Origin of the sequence: Ancrocorticia sp., from assembly GCF_052089425.1 — a bacterium.
Lineage (GTDB): Bacteria > Actinomycetota > Actinomycetes > Actinomycetales > Actinomycetaceae > Ancrocorticia.
Map to the genome: position 1 here is coordinate 25,404 of NZ_JBQCZW010000022.1, position 16,680 is coordinate 42,083.

Here is a 16,680-nt window from a genome sequence, read left to right on the forward strand (position 1 = left end):
GATGATCGAGGAATCCCTGGACCCCCTTCAGCCCAAGAGCTCACCCGTTATATGCGGCCCGGTGAGCAACCTTCGCGCAAAGATTGCCCGCCGAACCTGGCTTAATTGGTTGATGGAGCCTTCGCCATGTGGCGCGCTGCAATCAATCCGAACACCGAAGCCGGGGCGATAGTGGAACCCGGCCCGGGATAGGTGTGGCCCATGACGGTGGCCGTGTTGTTGCCGGAGGCGTACAGCCCCTCGATCACGGAGCCGTCCTCGCGGAGCACGCGCGCATCCGTATCCGTCACCACGCCTCCCTTTGTACCAAGATCTCCCGCAACCATCTTGTAGGCGGTAAACGGACCCTTTTCGAGGGGCCCGAGGCACGGGTTGGGACGGACGGTGGGATCGCCGTAATAGCGATCGTAGGCGGAATCACCCTTGTTGAAGTCCTGATCACGGCCCGATCGCGCAAACCCGTTGAAGCGCTCCACCGTGGCTCGCAGTGAGGCCCGATCCACCCCAATCTTCCCCGCCAGTTCCTCGATGGTTTGGGCCTTGTGGAGGTATCCTTTTTCTTCCATACCTTTCATGAGTCCGGGCTGGATAGAGAACGTGCGGAAGTATCGCTTGTTGTAGGTTCCGGACGTGATCATCCAGTAGTCTCCGCCGCGGTCATGATCATTCATGTGATGCCCGAGATCAATATAGGACTCCGCTTCGTTGGCAAAGCGCTTGCCTTGGCCATCCACGATCATCATGTAGGGCAACGAACGCTCGCCCACAAGGAAGCCGCCTGCCGGCTTATCGTCATAGGGCTGCAGCGAACCGCCCCACCACGCATCGTCCATGTAATCCACCGCGGCGCCAATCTCTTGAGCAAATTCGATTGGCTTTCCTAGGTTTCCGGGGTTTCCCGAGGTGTACCCGGTGACGTTCTGGTACTTCTGGCGCCATTCCTGATTCGATTCAAATCCGCCGCCACCCAGCATGACGCCCTTATTGGCTCGCAATACGCGTTCACTAGAGCCGCTCTTGACGCGCACGCCCACCACGCGTTCGCCTTCAACGACGAGGCCAACCGCGGGAGTATCAAGCACAAGTTCGGCGTTGCCCTTGACCAGCACCGCGTATGCGTACTGGGCCGCGAGCGCTCCGCCTAGGCCCACAAGCTTCTTGCCTCGCGCCAGTCCGCCGATCGTGCGGAACACAAACTGCGCACCGCGCACGAATCCACCCGGCGTTGACCATGCTCGCCCAAGAAGCCATATATCGTTCGTCCGCACGGGCAGTGGCACAACTCCACGCTGGGACGCCGCCCACTCCCCGAGCTTCTTGACGTCAAAGTTCATTCCCTCGATGGCGCGCCCGATCTTTCCGCCGGGCTTCTCCGGATAGTAATCCGGGTAATCCGTATCCCTCATGAATTCCATGCCGTGGCGCTCCGCCGTCGTCACAAAATCATCGATGCTATCAACGAAAGCTTCGATTCGCTCCGGGGAAGAAGCCGGACCAGGATTCCCGATCACCTCGTTCATGTACTCGAGAGCTTCTTCGCGCGAATCCCCGGCACCCTCACGCTTCATCAGGGGATTGTTGGGTAACCACAGGCCACCGCCAGACATCGAGGTGTTCCCACCCCACTGATCCGTACTCTCCACCATGATCACGCTGAGGCCTTCGTCAATCGCTCCAAGAGCCGTTGCGAAGGCGGCGGCACCGCTTCCTACCACAACAACGTCATACGTATCTTTTTCTGGCACTGCCATCATTATCTCCTTGGTGTCTGAGGTACATCCCAACCGGACAGCTCTGTCCGGTTTAGTATACTGAGTCACATGGTACCTACGCACCCGGAACTTTTTTCCGACGACGACGGCGCGCCGCGAGCCCGCGGCGTACTGCAGGGTGCCGGGCCCAAACTCAATCGCACAAACCGTGGCCCAGCCGCAGCCGCCGCAAACCGCGACGCTCTCCTTGAGGCGGCCCGAACAATCTTTGCATCACGAGGGCTAGACGTCCCGCTCAGTACCATCGCCCAACAAGCGGGGGTGGGCCAGGGAGTGCTCTACCGTCACTTTCCATCCAGAATCGATTTCGCCGTGGCGATTTTCGAGGAGAACAAGACGCTCATCGAAAAGGCAGCCACCGGCCACGCGCAGGCTCACCATCTCTTTCAGGCCGTGTGGCGGCAGATGGTTGATCTGACAGTGAGCGATGTGGCCTTCATCGAAACCGTGGTGTCCTCGCCCCATGACCCTCGGATCGATGCGCTGAACGCGGATCTCGCCGCATTCCTCACGCCACTTCTGAACGAAGCACGCGCGCGGGGAACCGTGCCTGAGACCATCGACCTTCCCGCCCTGTACGGTGTGCTGCGCGCAGCCTACGGCCTTGTCATCACGCACACGCGGGACAATATGGGAATCCGCGAGGAAGTCGAGTGCTTGATTTCCGCTCTGGGATTGCCGAGCCAGCCCGGCTAGCCCTAGTAGGCTGGACCACTATGGAGGATTACCAGCCAACCGCCAACCCAAAAGACGGGCGCCACGCTGAAGCGATATCCGGGTTCGCGATGTTCGGGCTCAGCCTTGGTGTTGGCGTTCTCACCCTCGTCTTAGACGATCCCACCATCCCTTTGTGGCTGTGGGCCACACTTCTATTCACGTGGTTCGTGTCAATTGTCGTAGCTGGCGCTGGCATTGTGGGCCGGGCCGCGGAACTGTTGTTCTTTGCCTGCGCTGTGCTCGCATCGTGGGCCCTGCTGCTGACGGCGGACGCCAACGGCATGATCATGCTTCTGCTCATCACCGTTGTTGGCGTGGGCAGCTACCTCCTGGCGATGCCATGGATGGTGGCCCTCTCGCTCGTCAACTGTCTCCTACTATTCGGCCACGTGTGGCTGAGTAGCGGCAATTTGTCCAACGCAGCGATCTTCGCGGTTTTCTATTTTGTCCTTCACATAGCCGTCGTTTTCAGTTCTTACGCGCAATTGCGAGAGGTACGGCTCCGAGCGGAACTCGAACAGAAGAACCTAGAGCTGGAGGCGGCCAGCATGCTGTTGGAAGATTCCGTGGCTGGCGCCGAACGCCTGCGCATCTCCCGCGAGCTCCACGACCTGATCGGCCACCAGCTCACCGTCCTGAACCTAGAGCTGGAGGCAGCCAAGCACCTCGCCGGCGGCGAACACGTTGAACGTGCCAGCGCGGTGGCGAAGGATCTGTTGTCTGACGTCCGCGCAACGGTAGGTCAACTGCGCGAGACTCATCCCGCGGATCTGCGCGCGAGCCTGCAACGCTTGGCACACACCGTGCCCAGCCTCGATATTCACGTCGATGTGACAAACGATGCAGAGATCGATCAGGACATGACAGCCACACTGATACGCGCCGCGCAGGAGATTATCACCAACACTATTAAGCACGCTCAGGCCACAGAACTTTCTCTCCACGTCGAACAGGGCGAAGGCACCGTCACTCTCACCGGTACCAACAACGGCACCGCACCGCGCACCATTACGCCCGGCCATGGCCTCACCGGACTGGAGGAACGTCTCAACCTTGTTGGCGGTAGCCTAGAGATCCGCACCGCACCGGAGTTCGCCGTGCAGGCGCATATTCCGATCAACCGCGAGGGAGAACGTCCGTGAGCGATGTAGCCCCGCGCGTATTTGTTGTGGACGATCAGACGTTAGTTCGCCAAGGGATCCGATCCCTCCTAGAACTCGCCGGCATTGACGTTATCGGCGAGGCATCCGATGGCCGCGAGGCACTACGAGAGTGCAAGGTTCTTGAGCCCGACGTGGTCCTTTTGGACCTACGTATGCCTACATACGATGGAATATGGTTTCTTCGCCACCAAGCCGGATACGGAGTTGGTAGTCCTGCGCTAGTTTTGACGACTTTTGACGACGACGAGCTTGTCCTGCAAGCTCTCCGTGCCGGAGCTCAGGGTTACATGCTCAAGGATGTCACCGTGGACCAGCTCTCACGCGCCGTGCATTCTCTTGCCTCCGGAGGCACACTCATCAGTCCGTCCATTACTGACCGGCTCGTGCGGGCAATACGCTCCGCTCCCCCGCCCGCCGGGGCTTCGGGAGACGTTGTAGAAGAATTGACGGAGCGCGAGGTGGAGGTGCTGCGGCTAGTGGCGGCCGGATACTCCAATCGGCAGATTGCCGAATTGGTGTATCTGGCCGAGGGCACGGTGAAGAACCATCTCTCGTCGATTTTGACGAAGCTTGGTGCCCGCGACCGCACCAATGCCGTGCTGAGGGCCATCCGCGAGGGGATGCTTTAGCCTTTGCGGCGCTGCTGATCCAGAGTGGCGATCCCCGAGATGATCAGATCCACACCCAAGTCGTATTCGCGCTCCATCCCATCGTCAAACTCAACAATCGGTCCCTCCTCAGCAATGTAATTGCCGGATTCGACCACAGGTGCCAAATGCGGGAAGCGCTCCGCGGTGATGACCTCGTTCAGCAGAGCCACGCCTTGCTCAGGGATGGAAACCATACCTTCCTCGGCTAGACCCACCTCCAGCTCAACGGCGGAGGCAATGTGCTGGGAGATCACGAGAATCGCACCTACCTTCTCATCATTCGAAAGGCAAAGCGTTTCCATCGCAGCCAAACCATGGTTGGCCGCACGCACACTGTTGGGCATCACAACGGAGATTGGACCTCGGGGAATCTCGAGAACCCACGGGTGTGCGCGATAAGAGTCGCGGACCGCCTTTGCCCACAGCCGCAATGCTTCGCGCCAGTCGGAGGGAAGATCGAGCTCCTCTGGGATGTTGAGAGCCGAATCTTGCATCAGCCGCAACAGTTCATCCTTGCTGGAGACGTACCGATAAAGAGACATGGTGGTGAAGCCCAACGATCTGGCAACCGCCTGCATCGTGACTGCGGTGAGACCCTCAGCGTCAGCGATCTCGATAGCCGCAGCAGTGATTTGCTCGTGGCTGAGCCCCCGGTTCGGTCCCCGCTGCGGTGCCTCTTGCATCCCCCACGCGATGGCAACCGCACGCGGCAGTCCCGTTTCAGTGATATCGGCCATGGTTGATTCTCTCATAACTCACAATTGTGTACGTAGTACACTGTATATGCCATACTCTGTGTATGAGATATACAGATACGCCCCTTGTGGAGATTTCAGGGCTCTCAAAAGGCTACGGAAAGCACATGGTTCTCGACGAGTTGGATCTTGTCCTTCACTCAGGAATCCACGCGCTCCTCGGCCCCAACGGGGCAGGCAAAACCACGTTGGTGAATATCCTCTCCACCCTCATCCCCTACGATTCGGGCGAAGTACGGGTCCTTGGATTCGATCCGCGCCATGAAAAGCGAAGAATCCAAGAGCTCATCTCCCTCACGGGACAGTACGCTGCAGTGGACAACCAGCTCACCGGGATAGAAAACATGTTGATGGTGGGCCAGCTATTTGGCCTGCCTAGGCGCGACGCCACCCGCCGCGCCAATGACCTACTCGAGCGCTTCGAGCTCAGCGCGGATGCCGGGAAACGAGTTGCCACCTATTCGGGCGGCATGCGCCGGAAACTGGACATCGCGGCAAGTCTCATCGCCGGGCCACGCCTCATCTTTCTTGATGAGCCAACTACGGGACTCGATACGCGGAGCCGGCAAGCTCTGTGGGATGAAATCGCCTCGCTTGCTGCCACCGGGACCTCGATCTTCCTCACCACCCAGTATCTGGAGGAAGCCGACGCCTTAGCAGAGCGGATCTTAGTGCTGAACGGCGGCCGCATCGTGGCCAACGGCACTGCTGCAGAACTCAAGGATCGCATTGGCAGCTCGACGATTCAGATCCACGATGCCGCAGGCCGCGTGACACAGACGGTGCCCACCAACGGGTCAGCTCAGGATGTGGCGCAACGCCTCGCGGCACTTGCCCATCAGAATCCGGAGGCCACTGTGACTGTGCGCCGCCCAAGCCTCGACGAGGTGTTTCTTGAACTGACCGGACAAAAGGAAGGAGTCTTTGCATGAGCACTGAACGTATCGCTATGTCAGGCGCGAGCGGACTGACGGCATTTCACATCTTCACTGTGCGCAGTCTCAAGCATTCCTTCCGGGACGCAGAATCCTTGCTGATGGCCGTGTTGCTGCCGCTCATGCTGATGCTGGTCTTCACGTTCATATTTGGCGAGTCCATCGCGTCAGGACAGGGAGGAGATCGCGGGGATTACCTCGCCTATGTTCTGCCAGCTATTGCACTCACGGCTGCGGGCTTTGGCGCTTCGTACACCGCCGTCGTCGTCTCAAATGATATGACCACGGGGTTCATGAACCGGCTGCGTACTATGCCCTTCCCTTCGGCGACCGTATTACTCGGGCACGCCGCTTCATCCGTGGTGCGAAATCTGCTCGCAACCGCCGTAGTGGTCATCGCAGCCTTCGCGCTGGGTTTCAGAACCGATGCCTCGGCGGCGCAGTTTTTGGGCGCAGTTGGGCTGATTGCGTTGTGGATTCTGGTGATCACAACCGTTTTCGCAGTGTTGGGGATGGTGGCGGGATCCGCCGAAGCCGCAAGCGGCTACGGATTCATTCTGCTGTTTCTTCCCTATCTTTCCTCGGGGTTTGCTCCGGTCGAGACGATGCCGGGTTGGATGCAAGGTTTCGCTGGACACCAACCGATGACTCCCATCATCGATTCTTCCCGCGCACTACTCAATGGCGATGCTCCCGGCGCCGAGTGGTGGATTGGCATCGTGTGGTGCGCCGGATTCATTGCTATCGCGGTATGTTTGGCTATCGCAATCTTTCCCAGAAAGGTCGCTCAGTAGGTAACACGGGTTGCCGCGGCTAGGACTCGAATGGCCAGAGGAAGCCTTGCTTCTGGCCAGCGCCGGGCACTCGGCACACCTATCCTTGAGCGGCGAGTGACGAACGGGGCCAATGTTGCTTGGCCTAGTGGACAGTCCAAGCCAACAGAGAACTCCGTAGGACTATTGTGCCCCTACGCAACTGCGCTCGAGCCTGCCAAAAAGGGGACCAGCAAGTATGCGGTTTCGAGCTGACGTAGGAGCGTCACGCTGGAGAACCATCCTCATCGTGTCTGGGATGGATTCGGCTAGCCTATCCCGCTCTTCGATAATCGCAGCGAAAGGAAGATTCAGATCTCGCGCGAATTTTTCCCAATCGGCTTGCACAACACTGAAAAATCTGTCGTGGAACCCAATCTTCATGGCGGCTCTGGCAAACCGGAGCCGGTCAGTACCATCCAGTGAGTATCCAAAGCCCGTGGCCGCATCATACATGGGAGCAAACGAGACCGATTTATCAGGCAAGATGAGCACCGAGTAGTTCTTCGCATGAGCATCAGGGCATCCGGTGAGGTAGTTGTAGATCACCATCATCGCGAACGATGCCCGGAACTCTCTCGATTGCTCGGGGCCCATCGCGATGCGGTCCAGAAACGCTGCCATATGAGCCACATCCGGCCCACCTTGCTCCTCGTACTTCATTTCTGGAGCAACGCCAAGGGCTTGGCATAGGTCTTCTTGGTGTATACGGAGGACCTGGCCCGACAGAGCGAGTCTGTCATACCGTTCAACAACTACCGCAGGTACGCCGTCAAATTCGTGAAACTCCGACCGAGCTGCCGGCACGCCCAAGGCTTCCGCAGTCGCTAAGGTCATGTGTTCAGTCAATGCCTGATCTTCAACGGGTTCACGTCCGGCGAAGACAATGCCCGGCTTGATAATGTGCGTTGTTGGCATTCCTCCCACCGCGCGTGCCCAAGACCCGGCAGGCCCACGATGAAGGGCAATCTTCCCCTGCTGTCCAGCAACAGACCATCGTTCGTTTTTTGTCGCGGCCGGTTCGCCTCTAGTCACAGCAATCAAGCGCGCTCCGATCTCCTGTTCAGATATCGATTCAAGCGCAATTTTCCTCGTTGGCAAGGCCATTTCGGGCGTTATTTGGACAGCGCCCGCACAATCCAACCCCGAGCTTTTCAGCAGCGCCATCGAGGAGGTGTCTTGCTCACCATGCGCCTCGGCCATCGCACGCCGCAGCTCATACCCTTCAGGGAGCAAACCGGTAAACCATGCCGAGGCAACAGATCGTTCAACGCTTCGGCGGGTGAGAGGCATAGAGTGGGACAGCGTAGGACCCTCATATCGCTTCTCGTAGCGGAACCCCGTAATAAGAGTCCCTCGGCCTGAAAGAGTACCTACTCGTTCCCCGTAGAGAAACACGTTGAGATCACTCTTCGCCACGACGCGTCACAACCTCAATCAAGGAAGGGCGCCGGGACCCTACAGCTATACCTGACCGGTTCCGGAAAGCGTCCACTAATTCGCGGTGCTCCTCGGGAAGCTCAACTTGGCGTTCCTCGGCAAACTCGAATGTCATGCCCAACGCACGGGCAACATGGACTACCTTAGTCAGCTCTGCGCGAGGTGATTTCCCACGCTCGAAGTTCGATAGCCACCTCACCGACACGTCGGCCTTCTCGGCTAATTCCGCTTGCTTTACCCCTTGACGCTCACGTTCGTGACGCAGCTGCAGCCCAAAATCTGCAGCGGTTTTCATCTGGTTCTCCGAGCTCATGACTTAATAGTACGGTCAACAAGCGGCACCGGCAAGAACAGTCAAGTTGACCTTATTGACCGTACGGTCAAGGTGGGTAGTTAGGAGACCTCGACGATCAGTTTTCCACGGACGTGTCCACGTTGAAGGTCTGTATAGGCTTGGCGAACCGATTCCGTGGAGAATGGGTAAACGTGGGCGATCGAAACCTTGACGGTCCCGTTAGCCACAAGCTTTCCAACCCTCTCAAGATCGCCCGGTTGCGCGTGCCGTTGCCCGGTGGCAATTGCTCCCTTTTCGGTAGCTTCTGGAGTCCCGACGAGAGTTCCGTAGCTGCCCGCGCCAACGTTGAGGGCGATCGCTAGATCAACATACTCAGGACCAAAGCAGTCCAACAGCTTAGTGACGGGCGCTCCGGCCGCCTCACGAACACGCGACTCCAGATTATCTCCGTAGGCAACTGGGATGGCGCCGAGAGAACGTAGGTAGTCCGCATTGGACTCGCTGGCAATTCCGATCACAGTTGCGCCGCTGTAGACGGCCAACTGAACGGCGATTGCCCCAACGCCGCCTGCTGCGGCGCTGATGACTATGACGTCTGATCCCTGCAAATTGAGCGCACGGAGTGATCCGCATGCCGTCAGCCCGGCGATCCCGAGCGAGGCTGCGTCCACAAAGGACAAGCCATCGGGCATCTTCTCAGCGTCCTTCGCTGCAACGATTGCCTCTTTGGCCAGCGCGCTCGTGTTTTGCCCGTGGCTCCGGGCGCTCTTCATCGAACCGAACACTTCGTCGCCAACTGCCAAGCCCTCAACGCCATTGCCGACAGCCTGAACCACTCCAGAGAAATCATTGGCCACACCGGTGGGTAGTCCCGAGGTATCTCCACCGAACATCCCGGAGAAGATCTTCCAATCCACCGGGTTGAGCCCTGCTGCCTTCACAGCAACGCGAACTTCGCCGTCCCCAGGCTCTGCCGTTTCAGTTTCCACCACGTTCAAAACGTCCGGGCTACCAAACTCTTGATACTGAATTGCTTGATTCATCAGATCCTCTGCTTCCTCGGCGATCGTTGTTTCCACCAACTGTCAGGTTACGCGTGGCCCCATCTGGGCAACAGGGCACTTCGCTTACGGGAAAGAAGACCTCTCGGAGCAGCGCTAGACCAATGCCTTTAGCATTCGCTCGAGAGCCTCACGCAATTCGCTTCGTTGTGGTTCGGGAAAGTCCGTCGTGTATTCGATGCCCGAAGGAATGTATAGCATCCCGTACATGGCCTCACGCCAGTCCGAGCCGCCGATTGGCCAGCGCGTACGCTCACCCTCTGACGTCGCACCCTGAGACCACTGGCCAAACCTGCGCCTCATCTCATCGAGCGGCATATCGATAACCACGTCCGCTTCGACCGAGTGCGGAGCCCATGAGCGAGCAATCAGAACGAACTCCTCGATCTCCTCCGCCGTGAGCGGTGCGGGCTCGAATATCACACCCGTCTGCTGGATGTCCGAGATCCTGTCCACGCGAAAGGTTCGCCAATCATCGCGGTCTCGATCCCAGCACAACAGATACCAGTGTCGCTCCGCGGGTGCCAGTGCGTGCGGATCCACGTTGCGGCGAGTTGTCTTTCCCTGAACTGACGTATGGGAAAAGCGGACGCGTTCGTGATCGCGGCAGGCCATGGCGAGTTCGCCGAGCACGTCTGATGATACTGGCGCACCAGATGAAATCCCCGCCGGTTGTACCACCTCGGCCAATGCGTTGACTCGCTTGCGTAGGCGCGCCGGCAGCACCTGCTCCAACTTCGCAAGGGCAGTAATGGCGGTTTCGGGCCCGGATATGAGACGCCGCGCGGCAGCCACCCTCAACCCTATCGCCATGGCCACAGCCTCCTCATCGGTGAGCAGCAGTGGCGGCACCGCGCTTCCAGCCTCCAGCCGGTAACCGCCAGCGGCACCCGCCGACGATTCGATCCGGTACCCGAGATCGCGCAGCCGTTCGACATCCCGTCTCACAGTCCGCTCAGAGACGCCAAGGCGTTCGGCCAGTTCCGAACCCGGCCAGTGGCGGTGCGTCTGAAGCAAGTTGAGCAGGGCGAGCGCGCGCTCCGTGGTGCCGGTCATGTTGTTCAGTCTTCCACAGATTGAGGACAGAATCTGTCCGGGTTTCTCTCTACCCTCAATCCATGAGCAATGATCCGATCATCGAAGCACAAGGACTGTCCAAGAGATTCACGGTCAAGAAGAAGACCGTTGAGGCAGTAACCGACCTGACGTTTCAGGCTGCGCAGGGCGAGCTGGTTGCCTTCCTCGGCCCCAATGGTGCTGGCAAATCCACCAGCCTGCGAATGCTCACCACCCTGCTGCCTCCCACGTCAGGAACGGCGCGGGTGGTGGGAGCTGACGTCGTCGTCGACCCTGAAAAAGTGCGCGCCCGAATCGGCTATGTCGGCCAACTAACGAGCGGAAGCTTCGCCCAGCGCGTGCGCGACGAACTACTCAGCCAAGGTGCGTTCTACGGGTTATCCAAGCCAGCGGCACGCTCGCGGGCGGACTCCCTCATCGAATCCCTCGAACTCGGAGATTTTGCCAATCGCTCCGTCCAACAACTCAGCGGTGGCCAGAAGCGACGGCTAGACGTTGCCCTCGGACTCATGCACGCTCCTCCCCTGATCTTCCTCGATGAACCGTCAACGGGGCTCGATCCGCAAAGCCGAGCCAACCTGTGGCAGCACATCAACACCTTGCGGGAGCAATATGGCACCACCGTGTTCCTGACAACCCACTATCTGGAGGAGGCTGATCGCTACGCGGAGCGGGTCATGGTCATGGACCGCGGGCGTGTGATCGCCGATGACACCTCCGCACACTTGAAAGCGCAGCTGGCCGGGGATGTCGTGAGTCTGAGGGTTGGATCGCTCGAAGAAGCACGGCGCGCCTCGCATATCGTCGGGGCGCTGACGGATCGCGACGTCCGGGCGGCAGGTACCAACATTTCGGTGACCGCCCCTGACGGCGATGCCCTGCTACCGGCGGCGGTCCGGGCGTTGGACGCCGAAGGTATCACGGTGCTTTCGGCAAGCGGGGTGCCGCCAACCCTAGACGATGTATTCCTCGCCCTCACCGGGCGCACGCTGCGCGATGCGCACGAGAGCCACACGACCGATGACACGCTCACAGTGGAAGGAGCAAGCAAATGACAACGGTAACAACCCAAACTGACCCCACGCACGAGGTCCGCCCGAACATTGCACGCGATACATGGAACGTGCTGGTCCGCGAACTGAGGCCGGTGCTCCGCGATCCATTTTCGCTGACCTTCAGCCTGCTTCAACCGCTTGTTTTCCTTGCGCTTTTTGGCCCCCTGCTCACCACCATGTCGGGTGCCCCTCCCGTAGAAACTCTGGCGTGGTTCGTCCCGGGCGTTCTGGTGATGATTGTCCTGTTTGGCACCGGCGCAGTGGGCTCCAATCTGCAATACGAAATGGCCACCGGCTCCCATGAGCGCACGTTGGTGGCGCCGCTCTCTCGCTCCTCGCTACTCATGGGACGTGCGCTCAAGGAGATCGCACCGATTATCGTGCAGGCGCTATTAATCGTTGCCATTGCGTGGCCGTTCGGATTCAGAGCACATCTGGTGGGCTTGCTCGCCGGAGTGGTGCTGCTTGCCGTGTTTGGCGTTGGACTCGGCGCCCTGTCCTACACCCTCGCCCTGGTAACAAAGGGCCGCGAATGGCTATTCTGGAGCGTCCAGCAGATGCTTATCTTCCCGCTGTTGATCCTCTCTGGCATGCTGCTCCCACTGGATGATGGGCCCGGGTGGATGGGCACGGTGGCGGCCGCCAACCCGGTCAACTGGATCGTGCAGGGCGAACGCGCGCTGCTTGCAGGCGAGTTTTCAGCTGGGGCCGTTCTTTGGGGATCGGCGGCTGCGAGCGCCGTTGCCATCATCGGCCTAGCTGTTGGCATTCGCGCAATTCGGCGAAGTAGCTGAGGAAATGCCGCGGGCGGCTGGCTACGCTCGCTGAGCGCTCAGGTGGGTATAGAGCGCATCAACCAATTCCCGGTAACGAGCGGCAATATCGTGCCCGCCCGCCGTCAACTGGTAGGCGGGGCGTCCGGCAGCCGCCATACGCTCAACAAGGCCGTCATCTTCAAGCATCCGCAACGTTTGGGAGATCATGCGTTCATTGGAGCCACCGATACGGCGATGAATCTCGCCAAATCGAGTCATCCCCTCATCTAAGGCCATCATCACAAGCGGGACCCAGCGCCCCGACAGATCGCGCAGAGTGGATTGCGATGGGCACCTCTGGTCAAAAACATTGAAAGCTGGCGTCTGTGATTGCGCCATGCGAAATCCTCCTCTCGTGACGATTACTACGTGCGACGGTTCGTTTGGTTGACGCCCAGTCTACCGCACACTTACGATAGGTAAGTACTTACGATTCGTAAGTTTGCTGACAACAAGCTTACTGACAATACGCAAACACACGTAGACGCACGTGACGCATAGAAAAGAGAAACACCATGACCATCGCTATCACCGGAGCAACCGGCCAACTCGGACACCTCGTTATCGAGGAGCTTCTGGAACGCACCACCCCGGATCAGCTGATCGCCCTAGCTCGCAATACTGAGAAGGCCTCAGATTTCGCCGCGCAAGGCATCGAAGTCCGCACCTTTGATTACGACCAGCCAGAAACTCTCGCTCCCGCGCTCAAGGGCGTTGATCGCCTTCTTCTCATCTCGGGCAACGCCATCGGCCAACGCATTCCGCAGCACACTGCGGTCATCGAAGCCGCCAAGACGGCGGGAGTCCCCTTCCTCGCCTACACGAGTGTGCTTCATGCGGATACCGCGAAGTCGCTGGCGGTGGCTCCTGAGCATGTCGCAACTGAGAAACTTCTTGCTGAGGCCCCCTTCACGGTTGCCCTTCTGCGCAACGGTTGGTACACGGAGAACGTTATCGACACGGCAAAGCAGGCGGCCGAAACCGGTTCCCTCCTCACCAGCGCCGCAGACGGCCGCCAGTTCGCCGCACCCCGCAAGGACTATGCCGCAGCTGCCGCGATCGTCCTGACCGCCGCAGAGGCCCCGGCTGCCACCTACGAACTCGCTGGTGACACCGGCTTCACGCAAGACGAATTCGCTCAGACCGTCAGCGAGCTGTCCGGCAAGGACATCGCCGTTCAGCATGTATCCGCGGAGGATCACCGCGCCGCACTCGCCCAAGCCGGGCTTCCCGACGGTGTGATCGACTTCCTCGTCAGCACCGATGTTGCCATCTCCGATGGCGAGCTAGCCGATCCACAGCCGGGCACCCTTTCGCTCCTGCTGGGACGCCCCACTACCCCGCTACGCGATACTCTGGCCCCCGAATTTAACGCCTGAGTACTAAACCCTACGGTGCTCGGGCCTGCTCATGACTTTTGGCAGGTCCGAGTGGGAGGGGCCCGCCCGTAGGGTAGAGATATGAGAGATTTCGACGACGACGAGCCCACCTCGCTATCGCTCCGCCCGCCAGCCCATCCTGTGGAGCGGCGCGCCATTGCGTGGTGGATGCTGCAATCGCTGGTTGTGAGCGTGCCCTTGCTTGTTGCCGCCATCGTCGCCTACGTTCTGTGGGAGGCGGCGCGGCCGTGGCTGATTGTGGCGATTGCGGTTGCGGCGGTTTTCGCTGCAATTGGCCTCGTCGTCGAACCCCTCTGGCGGTACCGGGTCCACCGCTGGGAAACAACCCCGGAAGCCGTCTATGCGCGAAGCGGATGGCTGGTACGGGAGTGGCGCGCGGCCCCGCTTGCCCGAATTCAAACCGTGGACGCGCTTCGTGGGCCCATCGAACAAGTTCTGGGGCTCTCCACACTGCGCGTGACCACCGCCTCGTCCTACGGATCAATCGATATCGGCGGTCTCGACTGGCGAACTGCCGCACGCGTAGCAGAAGAATTGACCGAGGCCACTCAGCAGACTTCGGGGGACGCCACATGAATCAATGGCACCGCCTCAGTTCCAGAATCATCTGGGTGGATCTGGCCATCAGTATCCTTTCGATACTGCCAGCTGTGCTCGCGATTTGGCTGTTTGACGTGGATTCCTCACAAGGTCAAATATGGCCACTGATCGGCTTGGCAGTGTTTGGCGTTGCGGGTGCATATTTCGACGCGCTGCGGTGGGCGTTTACCCGTTTTCGGATCACGCCGAGCCATGTGGAGCTGAAAACCGGCATTGTGTTCCGCCAGCATCGATCAATCAAACGTGACCGTATCCGCAGCGTAGATGTGGAAACCAAGCTGCGCCACCGAGTAGCGCGCATGCGCGTTGTCACCATCGGCGCCGGGCAGCAGGCCGCCGCGGGAGAATCGGCGCTTGCGCTGGACGCACTCAGCGCCGAGGACGCTCAGGAACTGCAACATGCGCTACTTGATGAGGCCAATGACGAGGTAGAACTGGGCGGACAAAACGGCCAACTATCCCACGGCGACGAACCGCTCCGCGTGTTTGCGCGCTTCGAGCCGAGTTGGGTCATCTACAACATCTTCAACATATGGGCCTATGTGTTCGCTCTGGGCCTTGGATGGGGCGCCATTTGGCTGTTGAGTACTGTGGGCATCGATCTGTACGGCTTTGCGGTGGGGTTGCTTGACTGGGATTCGATTGGCTGGGCTGGCACAGCATTGATTGTTTTGGCTGGTGCCGGCATTTTCGGTGCGTTCGGGCTGGCCGTCACCTACTTCCTTGAAAACTGGAACTTCGAGCTTGCACGGGTTCGCGGGCGTGACGGCACGATGCTTCGTACGCGGAAAGGACTACTCACCACCCGAGAGGTCAATCGCGCCGAGAATCGGTTCCGAGGTGCCCAGATCTCCCAGCCGGTGCTGTGGCGGTGGATGGGCACAACCGATACGAGTGTGCTGACCACCGGACTGGACGTCTACTCGATGAACGAGCCCGCGGCTATCCTCCCCCGAGGCCCTCTGCGGCGTGCCACAGAAGTAGCCGGTCAGGTGCTTGGCGATCCGCACAACCCGTTCCACACTGAGCTTGCTGCGCATCCTCGCGCGGCACTGCGGCGCCGCCTGTGGTGGGCAACCGGGCTTGCCGCGCTTTTGGTTGCAGTCCTCTTCTGGCTAGCCCACACCGGCGTGCTCCCTGACGAGGCAATCTGGGCAGTTGGCGCATTCTGGCCGGTGGCGATTCTCGCAGCCGTTGTCGCCTATCGCGCACTCGGCCACACCATCACGGATCGCTATGTCATTACACGGTCAGGACTCTTCAGCCGAGCCACTACAGTGCTTCAGCGCTCAGCTGTCAGCACCATCGTCATCCGCGAATCAGTGCTCCAGCGGCGTCTCGGCCTGCAGACCGTCTCCACCATGACCGCCGCCGGCCACGGAGGTTATGACACGCCCGACATTTCACGCGACGAAAGCCTTCAGTTCGCCGTACAGGCTGCGCCGGGGCTTCTTGATCCGTTCTTAGTCCCTACAGAGTTAGTACCTACAGAGATCGTGGACACCACGCGAGAGACGTAGGCCGCGGCCCAACTTGCCCCGCTTCGGTCCTCTACACGTCGCGCGCGGCGAGCACACAGAACTCGTTACCCTCGCGATCGCGCAAGACCGTCCATGTATTCTCTGCCGTCTGGCCCACATTGGCATGGGTGGCTCCCATGTCCAGAAGCTTTGCAATTTCGGCGTCCCGGTCCTGACTCGTATGGGGCGCAAGATCGATGTGCAATCGATTCTTGACCGTCTTGTTCTCCGGCACCTTCACGAACACCATGCCCTGCCCGGCATTCAGCCATGTTTCCAGATCCGAGATGGGATCTTCCGTCATGGTCTTCGGGACAATAACAGCTTCCTCGGAGGTATCGAAAACGACCTGCCAATCAAGTACCTCGGCCCACCATCGAGCCTGCGCACTCGTATCGTGAGAATCGACGACGACGGTATACCAACGCAATGCCATAGTCTTGCTCCTTGCTCGTTCTCCGGTTTGGACCCCATCGAGGCATCCCATGAAGGCATCCTCTGCTTCACGGCTAGGCTATATCACCGTAAATCTGCTTGGGAACACTAACTAATAGCCCTCTAGTTCCGTCTGTTGAGGTTGGGTGTGATGGGTGGGGCTGTGGAGTGGTAGTGG

Annotated in this window: 18 protein-coding genes; 10 read left to right on the forward strand and 8 right to left on the reverse strand. The window is 59.6% G+C overall.

What is annotated here, in order from left to right:
• Positions 1-101: 101 nt before the first annotated feature.
• Positions 102-1,754: an FAD-binding protein gene (locus ACTHV6_RS08200; RefSeq protein WP_441386812.1), complete on the reverse strand. Its 1,653-nt coding sequence runs from the start codon at positions 1,752-1,754 to the stop codon at positions 102-104.
• A gap of 66 nt (positions 1,755-1,820) precedes the next feature.
• Between ACTHV6_RS08200 and ACTHV6_RS08205 the strand changes: the two genes are divergently transcribed.
• The 3 genes from ACTHV6_RS08205 to ACTHV6_RS08215 are packed head-to-tail and all read left to right on the forward strand — an operon-like array spanning position 1,821 to position 4,281.
• Positions 1,821-2,468: a TetR/AcrR family transcriptional regulator gene (locus ACTHV6_RS08205; protein ID WP_441386814.1), complete on the forward strand. Its 648-nt coding sequence runs from the start codon at positions 1,821-1,823 to the stop codon at positions 2,466-2,468.
• Complete coding sequence (locus ACTHV6_RS08210) at positions 2,426-3,631, forward strand: sensor histidine kinase (RefSeq protein ID WP_441386816.1); 1,206 nt, start codon at positions 2,426-2,428, stop codon at positions 3,629-3,631. Before ACTHV6_RS08205 ends, ACTHV6_RS08210 begins: the two co-directional genes overlap by 43 nt.
• The gene (locus ACTHV6_RS08215; protein WP_441386818.1) at positions 3,628-4,281 is read left to right on the forward strand and encodes a response regulator; all 654 of its coding nucleotides are present in this window, start codon (positions 3,628-3,630) and stop codon (positions 4,279-4,281) included. Before ACTHV6_RS08210 ends, ACTHV6_RS08215 begins: the two co-directional genes overlap by 4 nt.
• Here ACTHV6_RS08215 and ACTHV6_RS08220 read toward each other — a convergent pair.
• The gene (locus ACTHV6_RS08220; protein ID WP_441386819.1) at positions 4,278-5,039 is read right to left on the reverse strand and encodes a TetR/AcrR family transcriptional regulator; all 762 of its coding nucleotides are present in this window, start codon (positions 5,037-5,039) and stop codon (positions 4,278-4,280) included. The two genes, ACTHV6_RS08215 and ACTHV6_RS08220, sit on opposite strands and share 4 nt — an antisense overlap.
• 62 nt (positions 5,040-5,101) lie before the next feature.
• Here ACTHV6_RS08220 and ACTHV6_RS08225 point away from each other — a divergent pair, with 62 nt between their 5' ends.
• A complete protein-coding gene (locus tag ACTHV6_RS08225) occupies positions 5,102-5,989 on the forward strand; it encodes an ATP-binding cassette domain-containing protein (RefSeq protein ID WP_441386821.1) in 888 nt (295 codons plus the stop codon).
• Positions 5,986-6,786 (forward strand): ABC transporter permease, encoded by an 801-nt coding sequence (locus ACTHV6_RS08230; RefSeq protein ID WP_441386822.1) that lies wholly within the window; start codon positions 5,986-5,988, stop codon positions 6,784-6,786. The genes ACTHV6_RS08225 and ACTHV6_RS08230 overlap by 4 nt, the downstream gene beginning before the upstream one ends.
• 162 nt (positions 6,787-6,948) lie before the next feature.
• On the opposite strand, the gene ACTHV6_RS08235 is transcribed toward ACTHV6_RS08230, so the two are convergent.
• From ACTHV6_RS08235 to ACTHV6_RS08250, 4 genes are all read right to left on the reverse strand, one after another.
• A complete protein-coding gene (locus tag ACTHV6_RS08235) occupies positions 6,949-8,223 on the reverse strand; it encodes a HipA domain-containing protein (RefSeq protein WP_441386823.1) in 1,275 nt (424 codons plus the stop codon).
• Positions 8,210-8,557 carry a helix-turn-helix domain-containing protein gene (locus ACTHV6_RS08240; protein WP_441386825.1) on the reverse strand — a complete coding sequence of 116 codons (348 nt, stop codon included), beginning with the start codon at positions 8,555-8,557 and terminating at the stop codon, positions 8,210-8,212. The genes ACTHV6_RS08235 and ACTHV6_RS08240 overlap by 14 nt, the downstream gene beginning before the upstream one ends.
• An 80-nt stretch (positions 8,558-8,637) precedes the next feature.
• A complete protein-coding gene (locus ACTHV6_RS08245; RefSeq protein ID WP_441386827.1) occupies positions 8,638-9,618 on the reverse strand; it encodes an NADP-dependent oxidoreductase in 981 nt (326 codons plus the stop codon).
• A gap of 78 nt (positions 9,619-9,696) precedes the next feature.
• Complete coding sequence (locus ACTHV6_RS08250; RefSeq protein ID WP_441386829.1) at positions 9,697-10,656, reverse strand: helix-turn-helix transcriptional regulator; 960 nt, start codon at positions 10,654-10,656, stop codon at positions 9,697-9,699.
• Between the two features lie 62 nt (positions 10,657-10,718).
• Between ACTHV6_RS08250 and ACTHV6_RS08255 the strand changes: the two genes are divergently transcribed.
• The gene (locus ACTHV6_RS08255) at positions 10,719-11,732 is read left to right on the forward strand and encodes an ATP-binding cassette domain-containing protein (protein ID WP_441386831.1); all 1,014 of its coding nucleotides are present in this window, start codon (positions 10,719-10,721) and stop codon (positions 11,730-11,732) included.
• Positions 11,729-12,526, forward strand: coding sequence for an ABC transporter permease (locus ACTHV6_RS08260; protein WP_441386832.1), 798 nt, complete (start codon positions 11,729-11,731; stop codon positions 12,524-12,526). Before ACTHV6_RS08255 ends, ACTHV6_RS08260 begins: the two co-directional genes overlap by 4 nt.
• A 21-nt stretch (positions 12,527-12,547) precedes the next feature.
• On the opposite strand, the gene ACTHV6_RS08265 is transcribed toward ACTHV6_RS08260, so the two are convergent.
• Positions 12,548-12,886: a winged helix-turn-helix transcriptional regulator gene (locus ACTHV6_RS08265; protein ID WP_441386834.1), complete on the reverse strand. Its 339-nt coding sequence runs from the start codon at positions 12,884-12,886 to the stop codon at positions 12,548-12,550.
• Between the two features lie 176 nt (positions 12,887-13,062).
• On the opposite strand from ACTHV6_RS08265, the gene ACTHV6_RS08270 reads away from it, so the two are divergent.
• The 3 genes from ACTHV6_RS08270 (at position 13,063) to ACTHV6_RS08280 (ending at position 16,067) form a co-directional block, all read left to right on the forward strand.
• Positions 13,063-13,926 carry an SDR family oxidoreductase gene (locus ACTHV6_RS08270; protein WP_441386835.1) on the forward strand — a complete coding sequence of 288 codons (864 nt, stop codon included), beginning with the start codon at positions 13,063-13,065 and terminating at the stop codon, positions 13,924-13,926.
• 81 nt (positions 13,927-14,007) lie between these two features.
• On the forward strand, positions 14,008-14,523 hold the full coding sequence (locus ACTHV6_RS08275) for a PH domain-containing protein (protein ID WP_441386837.1): 516 nt from the start codon (positions 14,008-14,010) through the stop codon (positions 14,521-14,523).
• Positions 14,520-16,067 (forward strand): PH domain-containing protein, encoded by a 1,548-nt coding sequence (locus ACTHV6_RS08280; protein ID WP_441386838.1) that lies wholly within the window; start codon positions 14,520-14,522, stop codon positions 16,065-16,067. Before ACTHV6_RS08275 ends, ACTHV6_RS08280 begins: the two co-directional genes overlap by 4 nt.
• A 31-nt stretch (positions 16,068-16,098) precedes the next feature.
• Here the strand turns inward: ACTHV6_RS08280 and ACTHV6_RS08285 are convergent, their stop codons facing one another.
• The gene (locus ACTHV6_RS08285; RefSeq protein ID WP_441386840.1) at positions 16,099-16,503 is read right to left on the reverse strand and encodes a VOC family protein; all 405 of its coding nucleotides are present in this window, start codon (positions 16,501-16,503) and stop codon (positions 16,099-16,101) included.
• Positions 16,504-16,680 lie beyond the last annotated feature (177 nt).

Excerpts from the sequence above, each read along its gene's own strand:
- ACTHV6_RS08200 (WP_441386812.1), bottom strand. The coding sequence starts at position 1,754 with ATGATGGCAGTGCCAGAAAAAGATACGTATGACGTTGTTGTGGTAGGA.
- ACTHV6_RS08205 (WP_441386814.1), top strand. The coding sequence starts at position 1,821 with ATGGTACCTACGCACCCGGAACTTTTTTCCGACGACGACGGCGCGCCG.
- ACTHV6_RS08220 (WP_441386819.1), bottom strand. The coding sequence starts at position 5,039 with ATGGCCGATATCACTGAAACGGGACTGCCGCGTGCGGTTGCCATCGCG.
- ACTHV6_RS08225 (WP_441386821.1), top strand. The coding sequence starts at position 5,102 with ATGAGATATACAGATACGCCCCTTGTGGAGATTTCAGGGCTCTCAAAA.
- ACTHV6_RS08230 (WP_441386822.1), top strand. The coding sequence starts at position 5,986 with ATGAGCACTGAACGTATCGCTATGTCAGGCGCGAGCGGACTGACGGCA.
- ACTHV6_RS08240 (WP_441386825.1), bottom strand. The coding sequence starts at position 8,557 with ATGAGCTCGGAGAACCAGATGAAAACCGCTGCAGATTTTGGGCTGCAG.
- ACTHV6_RS08250 (WP_441386829.1), bottom strand. The coding sequence starts at position 10,656 with ATGACCGGCACCACGGAGCGCGCGCTCGCCCTGCTCAACTTGCTTCAG.
- ACTHV6_RS08255 (WP_441386831.1), top strand. The coding sequence starts at position 10,719 with ATGAGCAATGATCCGATCATCGAAGCACAAGGACTGTCCAAGAGATTC.
- ACTHV6_RS08260 (WP_441386832.1), top strand. The coding sequence starts at position 11,729 with ATGACAACGGTAACAACCCAAACTGACCCCACGCACGAGGTCCGCCCG.
- ACTHV6_RS08265 (WP_441386834.1), bottom strand. The coding sequence starts at position 12,886 with ATGGCGCAATCACAGACGCCAGCTTTCAATGTTTTTGACCAGAGGTGC.
- ACTHV6_RS08270 (WP_441386835.1), top strand. The coding sequence starts at position 13,063 with ATGACCATCGCTATCACCGGAGCAACCGGCCAACTCGGACACCTCGTT.
- ACTHV6_RS08275 (WP_441386837.1), top strand. The coding sequence starts at position 14,008 with ATGAGAGATTTCGACGACGACGAGCCCACCTCGCTATCGCTCCGCCCG.
- ACTHV6_RS08280 (WP_441386838.1), top strand. The coding sequence starts at position 14,520 with ATGAATCAATGGCACCGCCTCAGTTCCAGAATCATCTGGGTGGATCTG.
- ACTHV6_RS08285 (WP_441386840.1), bottom strand. The coding sequence starts at position 16,503 with ATGGCATTGCGTTGGTATACCGTCGTCGTCGATTCTCACGATACGAGT.